Below are 15,053 nucleotides of genomic sequence, written 5' to 3'. Positions count from 1 at the left end.
AAAATTAGGGTTTTTTAACGGATATTCCCCCGACCGATTACGGAAGACAAATTTTATAATTCAGCCCAAGGGCTTAACTTAGGCCACTCAATTCACCCCCATGGATCAGCTGTTCAGTAAACTCAGAAAGTATGAAATCATGATCAGAAAGGTGGCTAACAACCATCTTCAGGGGGAATACCAATCTCTTTTCAAAGGATCTGGTTTGGAATTTGACGACCTAAGGCCATACCAGTACGGAGATGACGTACGAACCATAGAATGGAAGGTTTCCGCAAAAGGCCATGGTACTTTTGTAAAAACCTTTCGGGAGGACAAGGAACAATCCGTCTATTTCCTCCTAGACATCTCTGGAAGTCAGGACATTGGTCAATTGGGAAACAAAAAAATTGATCAAGGAAAGCTAGTTGCGGGAGTTCTAACACTTGCCGCTGTCTATGAAGGAAGTCAAATAGGATTGATTTCCTATTCAGATCAACAGGAAAAATTGATCCTTCCGGCCAAAGGAAGTAAGCAAGGGATCAAAGTGATCGGGGGGATTTTTGATCACAAAAACAAAAGCCTGAAGACAGACCTGAACGGGATGTTTACCTTTGCCTTGAATCTGATCAAGAAGAGAAGTATCATTATTGTGATTTCTGACTTCATCGATGAAAACTACGAAAGGTCTTTCCGGGCCTTGGCTGAAAGGCATGATTTGGTAGCTATTCAACTTACAGACCCACGAGAATCTGCACTTCCTTCTTTGGGAATTATACCCATCTATGATAAAGAGCGAGGTAAGACGACTTGGGTCAATACTGTATTTGGAAGTTTCTCCAAAAAAATCTCCGATACATTTACGCTGGAGAGGGATCATCTCAAAGAAATATGCAAGAAAAACCAGATCAACTATTTGGCAATTGACACCACACAGGACATCGTGGCTCCTCTGATTGATTTGTTTAAGTACAGAAACAAACGAATGAAACGTGGGTAAATACCTTTCCATTTTTTTCATGGTAATCCTCACTCTTCCTGCTTTTTCTCAGCAGGTGGAAGTGGAAGGATATTTCACCCAAGATTCAGCTAAACTTGGGGAAAGAGTAGGCTTCGTGTTGAAAGCAAAATATCCTGAGGGATCTCAACTCTTTTTTCCTGATTCTGCTTATGATTTTTCTCCTTTTGTCCTGTTGGAGAAAAAAACCTTCATTTCCTCCACTCAGGAAGGAACGACTTTGGATAGTGCGGTATATTTTCTCTCTAATTTCTCATTAGAACCCAGCTCCTATCTGTCTCTTCCGGTCTATGAAGTCACTAGATATGATAGTTTGACTTATTATTCGGGAGAGGCCGAACTAAAACTAAAATTAATGCTGGATTCTATTCCTGAGCAGTTGGTATTTAAAGAAAACAATGTCTACCAGCCTTTGGAAAAATCCTTCAATTGGTTGATCGGTTTGTTGATTTTTGGAGCAGTTGTCTTGTTTTTAGGTGCTTTCCTTCTGCTTTTTGCGAAGCGAATCAAAGCTTTCCTCAAAGCAAAAAGAGAAAAGCTAAGGTGGATGCAATTTGAGAGAAAATGGAAAAAGCTTACCGCTTTACTTAATCAAACCCCAGCAATTGAGTTGGCAGATGAGGTGGTTGGACTTTGGAAAGGATACCTCGAAAGCATCACAGGCATGCCTTTCCAGGAATGGACTTCGAGTGAAATTGCACAAGAGCTCGGCGATCCTCAAATCTTAAAAGCCTTGAGATCCATTGACATGATCATCTATGCAGGAAAAGAAGCGAATACCGAAGAATCCGCTCAATACCTGCTTCAACTTGCCAAAACCAAATACCAGGAAAAATTAAACCAGATCCGAAATGAGAGAACTCCTGCTTGAGTTTTTTAGCTGGTCTTGGTTTTTGCCTGAGACCTTCCAATCCTACGAATGGGAAAAACCTATTTTCCTAAACCTACTTTGGATCATTCCAGTGTTTCTCTTGGTGAGAAAATTCGTGAAATTCCTCAAAAACCCGGTGTTGGAATTATCACTTCCAAAGCGTGTGGCAAAAGGAAACCCCTGGACTTATCTCAGGCTAGTTCCAACGGTATTTTTCATGCTTTCCCTGCTTTTGATTGTAATAGCTTTGGCAAGACCTCAACGAAGCAATGAACGGGTAGAACAATTCACCGAAGGGATTGATATCCTTTTGATCATGGATATTTCTGAATCCATGGATTTGCAAGATTTCACCCCAAACCGTCTGGAGTCTGCGAAGCAAACCGCCATAGATTTCATTGATGGTCGATTTGGTGATAGAATTGGAATGGTTGTTTTTGCAGGAGAAGCCTATTCTCTTTCTCCATTGACCAATGATTATGAATTACTCACCGAATTGATCAAGGAGATCAATTTTCAAATGATTGAAGCTAAAGGAACTGCCATAGGTTCGGCCTTAGCAGCTGGAACCAACCGAATGAAGGAAAGCGAGATTCCTTCCAAGGTCATGATCCTTTTGTCGGATGGGGAAAGTAATGCCGGAAATGTCGACCCACTTTTCGCCGCCCAATTAGCTTCCGCTTTTAACATTAAAATTTATACTATCGCTGTCGGAAAAGACGGAATGGTGCCTTACGGAACAGACTTCTTTGGAAGACCTCAAATGGTGGAAAGCTATTTGGATGAGACTACCCTTCGGGAAATTGCGAGAATTGGGGGCGGAGAATTTTATCGGGCTTCAGATGGAAATGCATTGAAAGCTATTTTTGATCGAATAGACACCTTGGAAAAAGCTGAAATTCTGGAAAACAGATACAAGGAAACTACGGATTACTACAGAATTTACCTTTTCTGGGCCATGCTGTTTTTCTTATGCTGGCTTTGGTTGAAGAGTACTTTCCTCAATAATTTCTTACTAGACTGATTCCATTGCCTGTATTTCTTTCCACTTTTGCAGTCGTGGATTCATCAGGTAATACCAAAGCGGAGGGACAAATGCCACCAAAATCATAGCAGAGTATCCGGCAGGTAACTGTGGACTTTCCTCATGGTGATCCAAAACCTGATATCTTTTAGAGGCAAACCAATGATGGTCAGAGTGTCTTTGAAGCTGAAAAAGAAAGAAATTACTGATCCGCTGGGAGGCATTCCATGAATGAAGTGGAGTTACATTTTCATAAAATCCATTAGGCAACTTTTTTCTTTCCATCCCATAATGCTCCAGATAATTCACAGCCTCTAGTAAAGAAAAGGCCAAAATACTCTGGGCTATAAAAAAGACCGGGACTTCCCAAACCCATCGACTTTGAATCCAAGAAAAGACAAAAAAGGTCAAAAGGATAAACAAGAGCGTTATCAAATGGAATTGGATCATTTGATTGGAAAAAGAAAACGGAGAGATTTTTCGCTTGCGAAGGCGTTCATTTTCCAAATCCCATGCGCTTAAATAGCCATCCTTTACAGATCTAAACCAAAAAGAATAGAAACTTTCTCCAAACCGACTGGTCGCAGGATCTTCGGGAGTGGCTACTCGTACATGGTGTCCTCTGTTGTGTTCTATAAAAAAGTGCATGTAACAAACTGTCATCAAAAGGACCTTGGAATAAAATTGCTCCAAAAGATCTGATTTATGGCCTAACTCATGCGCGACAGTAATTCCAATTCCTCCAGTCACTAAGGCCATTCCAGTAACCAAAGCTATCCATTCGTCTGTTGTTAATGCAATAGTACTGACTACAAAAAGGCCCCAAAATAAGACTGCAAATTGAATATATACCCAACCAAAAGTAACCCACTTGTAAAACCTTTCCTTAGCTACCTGGCTTACCGCTTCCTTGGCAATATTTTCATTATCCTTTTTTACCAGATAATCCATCAATGGAATGATCAAAAAAACAAACACGTGGATAGACCAAATCAAGGGCCCTCCAGCATAATACCCGAAAATCAATAAAGCAGGCAAAATGAAAGCGCTAACGAATCCGATTTTTTTGATACTTCTGTTCAACATAAGGGTCTATTTTCTAGCCTTAATTTAAGGTAGAAAGGCAAAAATCCCACATCTATTTTTCATTCAATCCCTGACAAAAATCAGGTTTTTAGGTATTCCTAGTCACCAAACCCTAAAGCTCAATTGATCAATTTGCTTCAAAATTCATAACTATGGCACTCGCTCCTGAATTGATCAAAAAATACAATAAACCTGTACCGCGCTATACCTCCTATCCCACTGTGCCGCTTTGGGAAAACAACTTGGATGAAAAAAAATGGGAAGATTTGGTCAGCATAGCATTTGATCAATTCGGCAAGGAAGAGGGAATCAGTTTGTACATTCATTTACCTTTTTGTGAAAGTCTTTGCACCTATTGTGGGTGCAACAAGAGAATCACAAAAAATCATCAGGTGGAGACTCCCTATTTAGAGGCTGTACTGAGAGAGTGGGAACATTATCTTGGAATTTTAGGAGACATCCCAACGATTACCTCCATTCATTTAGGAGGAGGAACTCCGACTTTTTTCAGTCCCGATTCCTTGGAGTTTTTGCTATCCAAAATTCTCAAATCAGCCCAAATCGCAGAAAACCCAGAATTCAGCTTCGAAGGTCATCCCAATAACACCACGTATGAACACCTTCAGATTCTGAGAAGCTTAGGATTTGATCGAGTGAGTTTCGGGATTCAGGATTTTGATGAAAAAGTGCAAAAAGCCATCCACAGAATCCAGCCTTTCGAAAAAGTAAAAGAAGCGACTGAAAATGCACGGGCATTGGGTTATCAGTCCATAAATTTCGATTTGATCTATGGTCTACCTCATCAGGATTTAGAAACCCTTTGGGATACCTTATCAAAGGTTTCAGAACTTCGGCCGGAAAGGATAGCCTTTTACAGCTATGCTCATTTACCTTCTTCTTTTCCAGCACAAAAAAGCTTCGAAGCCTTTCTTCCAGACGAGCAACTTAAGCGAGCTCTTTATGAATTCGGAAAGGAAAAATTACTTGAAATGGGATACGAAGAAATAGGCATGGATCATTTTGCATTACCTGACGATCCACTTTGCTTGGCCAAAAAATCAGGAAGCTTACACCGGAATTTCATGGGCTATACTACAATTAAGTCCAAAATGCTTTTAGGCCTTGGTGCAAGTAGCATCAGTGATGTTTGGTTGGGGTTTGCACAAAATGAAAAAAATATGGAGCAGTATCAAACCAATCTCTTGAATCACCATCTTCCCTTGATTAAAGGGCATATTCTTTCTGCTGAGGATTTGCAAATCCGTCAATTGATTTTGGATTTGATTTGCAAAGGGGAAGCAACTATTCCATTTTCTATTTGGGAAAAGCTGGATAGGCATAATCTCGAACAGCTCCACGAAATGGAAAATGAAAACCTCATCAACTCCATTCAATTAACTTTGAAAGTCACCGAAGAGGGAATGGCTGTGGTCAGGAATATCTGTTCTCAGTTTGATTTGAGAATGAATCAAAATCAAAAGGCAACGACCACATTTAGTAAGGCCATTTGATCAATGACACATGGTGATTTCCACCTGCTGAGTGCCATAATCAAAAACAGCTAATTCAGGACTTAATCCAGGAATACCAAGTCCAAGTCCCCTAAAAATCATCAATACTCCGATCAAAATTCCCAAATAGGGAATTGCTTTTTGAATTTGTTGCCTCTTGAAGACAGGGAAAAAACTTCCTGAAACCATCAAGGCTAAAAGCATTGGAATAGTACCTAGACCAAAGAAAAACATGTAGGCAGAACCTAAAACAGGGCTTTGCATCCCCATGGCTACCACTAAAGCCATATATACCATTCCACAAGGTAAAAGCCCGTTAACTGCTCCAGTTGAAAAAAATGCAAACTTCCCTCCTGATTGGAGATAGCGATTAAGCCTTGACTTCACCCAATTGACAAATCCCGATAAAGCCGGAATGGTTAGAAATTGGTCTGCTCTTTTATAACTCAAAGAAAGCAAAACCACAAAAAGACCCATGGCAATAGAGATTCCCTGTTGGACTCCAGCCAACGAAAGAGAAAAACCCAAACTACCCACAAGTAAGCCGAGAAAGGCATAAGTAAGTGTCCTTCCCAGATTATAAATCACTTTATTAAAAAGAAACTTCTGGTTGCTTCTGCCTCCTACAGCGAGGGCAATAGGTCCGCACATTCCAACACAGTGGAAAGAACCTAAAAACCCAAGTAGAAAAGCAGTCCAGAGCATTAGATAGTTATTTTTTTCTCTTCGTAATATTCCAAGCCATTTTCAGTCCAGGTTAACTGAACTCTCCAATAACCAGATTTCAGTTTCTCCACAGGAATAGCAGTTTTGCCCTCAGTGGTAATGTCCAAGGGTAATTCCTGATCTAGTCTGGCATCAGAAGGACGAAAAAGCTGCAGGCTTCCTTTGGCTCCAACAGGCAAATCCAGATAAATAGTTTTGCTTGAAGCATCAAACATGACCACTTCACGATCCAATCCGACAGCGGATTTCTCTCGCTCGATTTGCTCCTGGTATTTGATTTCCTTTTCGTAATAATTCTCAGTGACCAAATGAATATCATCCTGTCTCACAGAAATGACCACCAAGGTCATAATGAAGGCTACAAATCCGAAGATGGTTAGCAAAATTCCCTTTCCCCAATCCATAATTTTTCTTATTTGGTCCCTACTGGGGCCATGAAGTTGGTTTCAATATCGTCAAATTCTTTTCCATCAGCAGAAAGTACAAGAAGGACTTTTTGCTGAGGCACCTTTACCTCACTTTGATTCTGAACCAGGAAAAATCTTCCCTCAAACTTAGTCTGAGGCTCGATCACCCAGTTTTGATCTCCTACGATCTCTACTTTAATCCCATTCACCATTGACTCCATCGTCACATGCTGTGGCTCAAAGGTTTTATTGATTAAAGTGATGTTGTACAAATTAGAAACATTTCCATCTGTTCTTGCCTGATAGGTCATTCCAGGGAAACGGGTTACCGTAGCTTCCAGATTATCCCTTGTTGCTATCAAAGTCACAAAAGCAGCAACCAAAACTGTTAGAACAATAGAATATCCTTTTACTCGTCCTGTAAAAAGCTTTTGGAATCCTTCCTTGATGCTATTTTCAGAGGCATATCGGATCAAGCCTTTTGGACGATCTACTTTGACCATGACTTCATCGCATGCATCGATACAAGCCGTACAATTCACGCATTCCATCTGAATACCATTTCTGATATCAATCCCCGTGGGACAAACCTGCACACAAAGCGCACAATCTATACAATCTCCTTTTGACTGAGATTCTTCCTGATTTTTTCTGATTGGAGCTCTGGGTTCTCCTCTGACATAATCATACATCACATTGATGCTGTTATTATCCAAAAGCACTCCCTGAAGTCTGCCGTAAGGACAAACTACAATACAGGCCTGCTCTCTAAACCAAGAAAAGACAAACATAAAGATCCCCGAAAAAACTAAGAGACCGATAAACCCTGCCATATGGGCTGTAGGTGGCTGAGTTACAATTTCCTTTACCTCATCAATTCCAATCAAGTAAGCCATAACCAAATGGCCAATAGCTAAAGAAATCAATCCAAATACAGAAATTTTTAATCCCTTTTTCCAAATCTTCTCCGTTGTCCAAGGCCCTTCATTTAAGGCTCTTTGTTGATTGGCATCTCCCTCAATGGCATATTCAATTTTCCGAAATACCATTTCCATGAATAAGGTCTGAGGACATGCCCATCCACACCAAACCCTTCCAAAGACCACTGTAAACAGGATGATGAAGACAAAAAATATAAGCAGTAAAAAGATCAATAAGATTGTATCCTGAGGCCAGAACACAGCGCCGAAAATGATGAATTTCCTTTCGAAAATATTGAATAACATGTAAGGTCGTCCATTTACCTGAATAAATGGTCCGGCAAACAAAATGGCAAGAAGAATCCAGGATAGGTAAGTCCTGTACTTATAAAAAAACCCTTTGACTTTTTTGGGATAAACCCAGTTCCTCTTTCCGTCTTCTCTAACTGAGGCTAAAGAGTCTCTAAAAGCTTCGGGGTTTAGATTAGGGTTAAAATTCTTCTTGGCCATGATATGGAAAAATTATTGGCTGGAGGCAAGTTCCCCCAGCCAAATAAAGTTATTGAACTGCTGCTATTACCGTTGTGCTATCTGTCACAGGAGCGGCTTCCGCAGGAGTTTCGGAAAAGAGTTCTCCCTGAGGCTCTTTTGGATTAGCCGGAGTGGTTCCTTTAAGAGTCAAGATATAAGAAGACACCTGCTGAATCTGCTCTGGAGATAGCTGATCCTGCCAAGGAATCATACCTTTCTCAACTACCCCATATTTTACTACAGAGAACACCTCTTTTATTGAACCACCATGGATCCAATAGTCATCAGTCAGGTTAGGGCCAACTCCACCGCCCCCATCATTGGCATGACAAGCGGCGCAATTGGTTTCGAAAATGGTCTTCCCTGAAGGAATTCCTGCCTCATCAAATACAACTGAGTTTTCGTCTATTCCTGCCAGCATGGAAGCCTTTCGTGTTTCAGCTGCAATAGCCTCAAGTCGAAGTTCTTCTTCATATTCTTCTGCCCCAGTTAGTCCAACACCTAAAACAGAATAATTGACGAAATAAATAACCGCAAAACCTATTGTTCCAATGAATACCCATTGTAGCCAAGGAGGCATGAAATTATCCAGCTCAGTAATCCCATCGTAGGAATGGTCTGCCATCATTTTGGCTTTTTCTTCCTTACTTCCCACATCAGCTAATTTTCCAGTCACCCATCTTTCCTTGAAGGAATCCCACCAAGATGGCTCATTAGCCAAAGCTGGGTTTTCCTTTTTGAAAACAGCTGACATGAAAGACATCAGATAAATCATCAGGATCAATAACAGAACGATGACTACCAAAACTACTCCCAGGATTACCAAAAGAGTAAGTTGATTGGAATCCATACTGCTTATTTTGGAATACCAGTTGGATTCTTCAGTTTGGGCAAATACCGGGAAACCGGAAAAGCCCATCAAAGTGAGTATTGCAAAGAACTTTTTCATGGCTGGGTTGGGGTTGATTCATGTTCATCCATAGGAAGAGATTTCATATGGTCCACGTAAGTTTTTGGCACACGGACCACCCAAATAAACATCCCTACAAAGAAGGTCACGAAGATGAGCAAGGAGATAATGGGATAAATCTCAATGTGCTCTATGGATCTAAGAATTTCTTTATACATGGCTTTAGAATTTATTTGGTTGAAGCTGCACTTTGTTTGATATCAGTACCCAGTCTCTGGAGATAGGCAATCAAGGCAACGATTTCTGTATTTGGAGCCACTTCCACTCCTGCCTCTTTCAAGTTGGCTACGACTTTAGCCGCTTGAGACTCATAGTCCGCAGCTGCTTGCTGATCAAATCCTTCAGGATAAGGGACCCCAAGCTTTTGAAGGGTTCTGATTTTTGCAGGAAGATCTGTGATATCCAACTTATTGGTAGTCATCCAAGGATATGGAGGCATCAAGGAGCCAGGTGACATAGAAGAAGGATCGACCATGTGATGGTAATGCCAGCTATCAGGATATTTTCCACCTACTCTATGTAGATCTGGACCAGTTCGTTTGGATCCCCATAGGAAAGGTCTATCGTAAACGAATTCACCGGCTTTTGAATATTCCCCATATCGCTCAGTTTCTGAACGGAAAGGACGAATCATTTGAGAGTGACAACCCACGCATCCATTGGCGATGTAAAGGTCTCTTCCTTCTAATTCAAGAGGAGTGTATGGCTTCACAGAACTGATGGTTGGAATGTTGGATTTTACCAAAATGGTAGGAATAATTTCTACCACACCTCCAATGGCTACTGCAACCGTGGCCAAAATGGTAAAGAAAACAGGCTTTCTTTCCCATGCTCTATGCCAAAATTCTCCTTTTGGATTGTAGGATTTCACCAAGGCAGGTGCTTGATCTTCTTCAGTTTCTTGGAAAACTCCTTGCTTGGCAGTCTTCCACATATTGTAAACCATGATCACCGCACCAGACAAGTACAATAGCCCGCCTACCGCTCTTAGCATGTACATTGGTACGATTTGGATTACTGTTTCCAAGAAGTTAGGATAAGCCAATCTTCCAGCTTCATTGAATTCTTTCAACATCAAGAATTGAGTCAATCCAGAAACATACAATGGCAAGGCATAGAAAATGATACCTAGAGTTCCCAACCAAAAGTGCGTATTGGCGAGCTTAGTGGAGTAGATGTTAGTTTTGAATAATCTTGGCCACATCCAGTATAACATACCAAAAGTCAAGAATCCATTCCATCCTAAACCTCCAATGTGCACGTGACCTACGATCCAGTCAGTATAGTGAGCAATCGCGTTCACATTTTTAAGTGAAAGCATTGGACCTTCAAAAGTTGCCATACCATAAGCAGTAACTGCAACTACCATGAATTTCAAAACTGGCTCTTGACGTACCTTATCCCAAGCTCCTCTCAAAGTCAACAATCCATTCACCATACCACCCCAAGACGGAGCAATCAGCATCACGGAGAATATGGTTCCAAGAACTTGTGCCCACTCTGGAAGTGCGGTGTAAAGCAGGTGGTGAGGACCAGCCCACATGTAAATGAAAATCAAAGACCAAAAGTGAACAATGGAAAGTTTATAAGAATAAACAGGTCTGTTGGCTGCTTTTGGCAAGAAGTAGTACATCAAGCCCAGGAATGGAGTAGTCAAGAAAAATGCTACTGCATTATGTCCATACCACCATTGCACCAAGGCATCTTGAACACCAGCATAAGCTGAATAGCTTTTCAAAAATGAAACAGGAAGCTCAAGGGAATTGAAAATGTGAAGAATAGCGACGGTAACAAATGAGCCTAAGTAAAACCAGATGGCCACATACATGTGACGCTCTCTTCTGGTAATCAAAGTCCCGATCATGTTAGCTCCAAAAGCCACCCAAACCAAAGCAATTGCAATGTCAATAGGCCATTCCAATTCAGCATATTCTTTGGAAGTGGTAATACCTAATGGCAATGTGATGGCAGCAGCCAAGATAATGAGTTGCCATCCCCAGAAATGGAACCAGCTCAGCGCTTTATTCCACATTGGGGCTTTCAGCAATCTAGGCATGGAGTAATAAACCCCAGCGAAGATGGCATTTCCGACAAATGCAAAAATTACTGCATTGGTATGCAAAGGACGAATCCTACCAAAAGTGGTATATGGATTGCCCAAATTAGCCTCCGGCCAGAAAAGCTGAGTAGCGGCGATAAGCCCTACCAACATCCCGACTAGGCCCCAGATAATCGTAGCGGCTCCAAAGTATTTGACAATCTTATTGTCATAATGGAACCTTTCCAAAGTAGCATCATTCATAGGACTTGGATTTTTTTGGTTGATCTTTAATTGATTTTTTAGGCTGGTTTTCGAATAATATTCTCACTGAAGGGGTGTAGCCGTCGTCAAATTGACCATCCTTCATAGCTCTGAAAAAGAGAATGAGAAACGTGACGGCCAAAACCAAACTGACGGCTATAAGGACAAAGATTACTTCCATTTTAGCTTTGTTTAGAGGTGATTAATCCTTTCCGGATTCCCACAAAATTTGTAGCAAGGGTAGTAAAGACCACCACCGAAATACTACTGACAGGCATCAGAATGGCACAGAAGACAGGGCTTAACAATCCCTGTACTGCCAAACTCAAACCAACAATATTGTATAGAAAACTTAAGGCGAAACTTGCTTTGATAATATTTCTGCTGTCTTTGGCGAAGGCCAAAAAACTTGGGATTTTGGCAAATGCTTCCGCATCCAAAATCGCATCACTTGCCGGTGAAAAGTGACTTACCCGATCCGTGATAGCTACACCCACTTGGCTCTCCTGTAGCGCTCCGGCATCGTTCAAGCCGTCTCCGACCATAAGGGTATTTCTCCCTTGCGAATTGAGCCTTTTGAGATAATTCAATTTGTCCAAAGGACTCTGATTGAAATTGAATTGGATTTTTTGGGAAAAAGACTGGCTTAAATAATCTCTTTCATGGGCATGATCTCCTGAAAGGATATGTTGCTCATAGGAAGGAGCTAAGGAAAGGGTTACTTCGGTTGCTCCTTCTCGTAAACCTGACTGAATATGGAAATAGCCCAAAGTGGTATCTTCCACATTAAAGAATACCAGATTCCCGGTATTCGGGAGTTCTTTGAAAGGGGTGTTGGTCAATTCTCGAGAGCCAAGTTTGATACTTTGGCCTTTGTACTCGGCTGTTAATCCCAAGCCTTTGATTTCTTGATAACGATCCACCTTTGCCCCTTCAATCTTTCCCAACCAAAGATTAATTCGATTACTCAAAGGATGGATTGATCTTTCGACCAAAGCTTTCAAAATGGATTTACTTTCTGGCGAAAGCTCTTCTCCATGATACTGAATACTGGCATTTGCAGGATCGGTAAGTGTTCCAGTTTTGTCAAAAATCACCGTATTCACTAGGGCCAATCTTTCTACTACAGAGGCATTTTTCAGGTAAAATTTTCCCTTTCCAAAAATCCTCAATGTATTTCCCAAGGTAAAAGGAGTGGACATGGATAAAGCGCAAGGGCAGGCAACAATCAAAACTGTCGTAAATGCCTTCACTGCCAGATTGAGGTCTTTCCCAATCCAAAAAACAAAGGCTCCCACGGCTATGGTCAACACAGTCCAGGTGAAAATCCCGCTGATTCTATTTGCCAATGGCTCCAGAAGCTTTTTGTTTGGCTTTTCGAAGGACTCATTATTCCAAAGGTCCGTCAGGTAGCTTTGGGATGGAGATTTTTGAACGGTCAAGAAAATGGGATCTCCCTTTTGCCTTCCACCAGCATAGACTAGTTCTCCTTTTTGTTTGGGAACGGGAACTTCCTCTCCGGTCACAAAGCTGTAATCGATATTTGCCCGACTGCTCAATAAAATGGAATCTGCAGGCACTAATTCTTCATCCCTCACCAAAATCACATCTCCGACTTGAAGCTTGATCAAAGGAATCACTTCTTCTTGATCCTTATTCATTCGAGTGACAGCCACAGGGAAGTATGCCTTGTAATCCCGGTCAAATTCCAGGGTAGCAAAAGTCTTTTGTTGATATACTTTTCCTAAAAGGAGGAAGAACAAAAGCCCACCCAAACTGTCCATATAGCCAGCATTACCTTGGAGAAAAATTTCCCAAAGGGAATACAAGAAAAACGCGATGATCCCCAAAACGATGGGAACATCCATGTTGATCTTCCGCTGTCTGATGGAGTTCCATGCCGAGACATAGTAATCGCTCGCTGCATAAAAAACGATAGGAAGGGACAAAACCACATTGAGATAATCAAATAGGCCTTTGAATCCATCACCCAAAAGCTTTGCCTCGGAAAAATATTCCGGCATGCTGAATAGCATCATATTACCAAAGCAGAAACCTGCTACACCTAGTTTGGTAAGAGTTTTCCGATCTACGGTAGGCTTTTCTTTTTGATCCAGATCCGAAAGGTTGATTTTCGGCTCATAGCCAAGCGTAGAAAGTAGGACTACAACTTCTTTAAGGCTGATTCGGTCGTGTAAAAATTTAACCTGGACCTTCTTCTTTATAAAGTCTACCCGACTACCTGTAATAGCAGAATTAATCTGGAACAAATTTTCCAAAAGCCAGATGCAGGAAGCGCAATGGATAAGCGGGATATAAAAGGTTACATGGCTTTCCTGCTCATTTTTGAAATCTAAAAGCTGATTTACAGCTTCCTGGTCATCGAGATAATCAAATCGATTTTTGAGGGAATTGGTGTTTTTTTGACTTTTTCCCGGATTGGATTCTAAAGTATAGTACTCACAGAGATCATTTTGAGATAGGACTTCATAGACCAACTTGCACCCTTGACAACAGAATTTTTTATCCTCAAAAGTCAAGGAATCATGCGCACATTCTTCCCCACAATGGTAGCATTTGCTTGGAATTTCTGTTTGTACGCCTACTCTCATCACTATGACTTTCTTTAAATTTATTTATTAAAAGGTTGGAAAAACATGATAAAAATCATTTGACTCAAATTATAGTGAGAGATAAAAGGAAAGTTTATCACTCCAGATTTCTCCTTTATAAAAGTGGAAAAGAACCTTAGCCAAATCTGATTGGTAATTCTTAGAGGTGACCAAAAGGGTACATTGGTGCTTTACAGCATAGGACCAAAAATCCCCAATCCTGGAAAAATTAAATTTGATGAAGCTTGTCTCCCGGGTTGTTGATGAAACCAATTGAATGATTTCCTGCTCTTCCCTGATTTTTGATTTTGGAATAAAACTGGGTGAAATTATCGTTGCCTTACTTTCTGAAATAAGATTCTCGAACAAGGTGACGAAATTCCTAATTAACCTGGCTGAGTTCGGAGTGCCGTCATAGTGAAACAAGAGATGATCGGTTGTGAATTTCGGCACGTAAAGCAATACAGGGACTGGACAAACTTCTCTCTCAAGTGGCTTAGGAAGATCATGTGAATGAAGCCAATCAAGCGTTTTATACAAATCGACAGAAAAAAGTGATATGTCTTGATCAGCCTGAAATAATTCGGATTCTTTTTGTTCAGGTTGAAATGAATTAACCAAAGCCTGACCGTGAAACTCCTTAAGTAAAGTTTCCGGTAATTCAAACTTGAATGTCTGTTTAGTTTTGACTTCCATTTCCTGTTAGAGAATAGCCAAAGGTATGTATCGGCTAAAAGCTTACAGGTGATAGAATCCAGTGAAGAATATGATAAAAGTCAGGTTTAAAAAAGAATTTAAAGATAAGGCAAGATTAAAAAGCCAAAAGAATTTTGAAGGTCTAAGTAGATTAAAAATATGGACATAAAAAAAGCCAGCAAATAGGTGGCTTAAATAATATGACCCCCTAGGTTAGCTATCGTGGGCTACTCTCCCGGGTGATTGTCGCTTAAGTGTTGGAATCCCCTATAAACGCCAAAAGCCCTCCGAGTTATCGAAGGGCATTTTGAATAATGTGGCGGCGACCTACTCTCCCGGGTGTAACCCCAGTACCATCGGCGCTGCAGGGCTTAACTTCTCTGTTCGGGATGGGAAGAGG

At 41.0% G+C, this 15,053-nt stretch carries 14 protein-coding genes and 1 rRNA gene; 4 read left to right on the top strand and 11 right to left on the bottom strand.

Annotation, left to right across the window (positions count from 1 at the left end; all coding sequences use genetic code 11):
- Positions 1-100: 100 nt before the first annotated feature.
- The 3 genes from DFQ04_RS17455 to DFQ04_RS17445 are packed head-to-tail and all read left to right on the top strand — an operon-like array spanning position 101 to position 2,892.
- Positions 101-979, top strand: a complete 879-nt coding sequence (locus DFQ04_RS17455) for a DUF58 domain-containing protein (RefSeq protein ID WP_133558273.1) — start codon at positions 101-103, stop codon at positions 977-979.
- A gap of 19 nt (positions 980-998) precedes the next feature.
- Entirely contained in the window at positions 999-1,868 is an 870-nt protein-coding gene (locus tag DFQ04_RS17450) for a hypothetical protein (RefSeq protein ID WP_133558271.1), read from the top strand.
- The gene (locus DFQ04_RS17445; protein WP_133558269.1) at positions 1,849-2,892 is read left to right on the top strand and encodes a vWA domain-containing protein; all 1,044 of its coding nucleotides are present in this window, start codon (positions 1,849-1,851) and stop codon (positions 2,890-2,892) included. The genes DFQ04_RS17450 and DFQ04_RS17445 overlap by 20 nt, the downstream gene beginning before the upstream one ends.
- Here DFQ04_RS17445 and DFQ04_RS17440 read toward each other — a convergent pair.
- Positions 2,884-3,978 (bottom strand): alkane 1-monooxygenase, encoded by a 1,095-nt coding sequence (locus DFQ04_RS17440; protein WP_133558267.1) that lies wholly within the window; start codon positions 3,976-3,978, stop codon positions 2,884-2,886. The genes DFQ04_RS17445 and DFQ04_RS17440 overlap by 9 nt on opposite strands.
- A 152-nt stretch (positions 3,979-4,130) precedes the next feature.
- Here DFQ04_RS17440 and hemN point away from each other — a divergent pair, with 152 nt between their 5' ends.
- A complete protein-coding gene (hemN, locus tag DFQ04_RS17435; protein ID WP_133558265.1) occupies positions 4,131-5,489 on the top strand; it encodes an oxygen-independent coproporphyrinogen III oxidase in 1,359 nt (452 codons plus the stop codon).
- Here hemN and DFQ04_RS17430 read toward each other — a convergent pair whose 3' ends face one another.
- The 10 genes from DFQ04_RS17430 to rrf all read right to left on the bottom strand — a co-directional run.
- Entirely contained in the window at positions 5,490-6,194 is a 705-nt protein-coding gene (locus tag DFQ04_RS17430) for a sulfite exporter TauE/SafE family protein (RefSeq protein WP_133558263.1), read from the bottom strand. It abuts the gene before it with no gap.
- Entirely contained in the window at positions 6,194-6,619 is a 426-nt protein-coding gene (locus DFQ04_RS17425) for a FixH family protein (RefSeq protein ID WP_133558261.1), read from the bottom strand. The genes DFQ04_RS17430 and DFQ04_RS17425 overlap by 1 nt, the downstream gene beginning before the upstream one ends.
- An 8-nt stretch (positions 6,620-6,627) precedes the next feature.
- Positions 6,628-8,052, bottom strand: a complete 1,425-nt coding sequence (ccoG, locus tag DFQ04_RS17420; RefSeq protein WP_133558259.1) for a cytochrome c oxidase accessory protein CcoG — start codon at positions 8,050-8,052, stop codon at positions 6,628-6,630.
- A gap of 49 nt (positions 8,053-8,101) precedes the next feature.
- Complete coding sequence (locus DFQ04_RS17415; RefSeq protein WP_133558257.1) at positions 8,102-9,022, bottom strand: cbb3-type cytochrome c oxidase N-terminal domain-containing protein; 921 nt, start codon at positions 9,020-9,022, stop codon at positions 8,102-8,104.
- Positions 9,019-9,201 (bottom strand): cbb3-type cytochrome c oxidase subunit 3, encoded by a 183-nt coding sequence (locus DFQ04_RS17410; protein WP_133558255.1) that lies wholly within the window; start codon positions 9,199-9,201, stop codon positions 9,019-9,021. Before DFQ04_RS17410 ends, DFQ04_RS17415 begins: the two co-directional genes overlap by 4 nt.
- 11 nt (positions 9,202-9,212) lie before the next feature.
- Complete coding sequence (gene ccoN / locus DFQ04_RS17405) at positions 9,213-11,345, bottom strand: cytochrome-c oxidase, cbb3-type subunit I (RefSeq protein WP_133558253.1); 2,133 nt, start codon at positions 11,343-11,345, stop codon at positions 9,213-9,215.
- Positions 11,338-11,526 carry a cbb3-type cytochrome oxidase assembly protein CcoS gene (gene ccoS / locus DFQ04_RS17400; protein ID WP_133558243.1) on the bottom strand — a complete coding sequence of 63 codons (189 nt, stop codon included), beginning with the start codon at positions 11,524-11,526 and terminating at the stop codon, positions 11,338-11,340. Before ccoS ends, ccoN begins: the two co-directional genes overlap by 8 nt.
- Before the next feature lies 1 nt (position 11,527).
- The gene (locus tag DFQ04_RS17395) at positions 11,528-13,957 is read right to left on the bottom strand and encodes a heavy metal translocating P-type ATPase (protein WP_133558241.1); all 2,430 of its coding nucleotides are present in this window, start codon (positions 13,955-13,957) and stop codon (positions 11,528-11,530) included.
- A gap of 69 nt (positions 13,958-14,026) precedes the next feature.
- On the bottom strand, positions 14,027-14,653 hold the full coding sequence (locus tag DFQ04_RS17390) for a hypothetical protein (protein WP_133558239.1): 627 nt from the start codon (positions 14,651-14,653) through the stop codon (positions 14,027-14,029).
- Positions 14,654-14,967: 314 nt separating this feature from the next.
- Positions 14,968-15,053: ribosomal RNA gene (gene rrf, locus DFQ04_RS17385) — 5S ribosomal RNA — on the bottom strand; the annotation flags it as partial.

The organism is Algoriphagus boseongensis (genome assembly GCF_004362805.1).
Taxonomy (GTDB): Bacteria; Bacteroidota; Bacteroidia; order Cytophagales; family Cyclobacteriaceae; genus Algoriphagus; species Algoriphagus boseongensis.
This window is presented reverse-complemented; position numbering and strand designations above follow the sequence as displayed.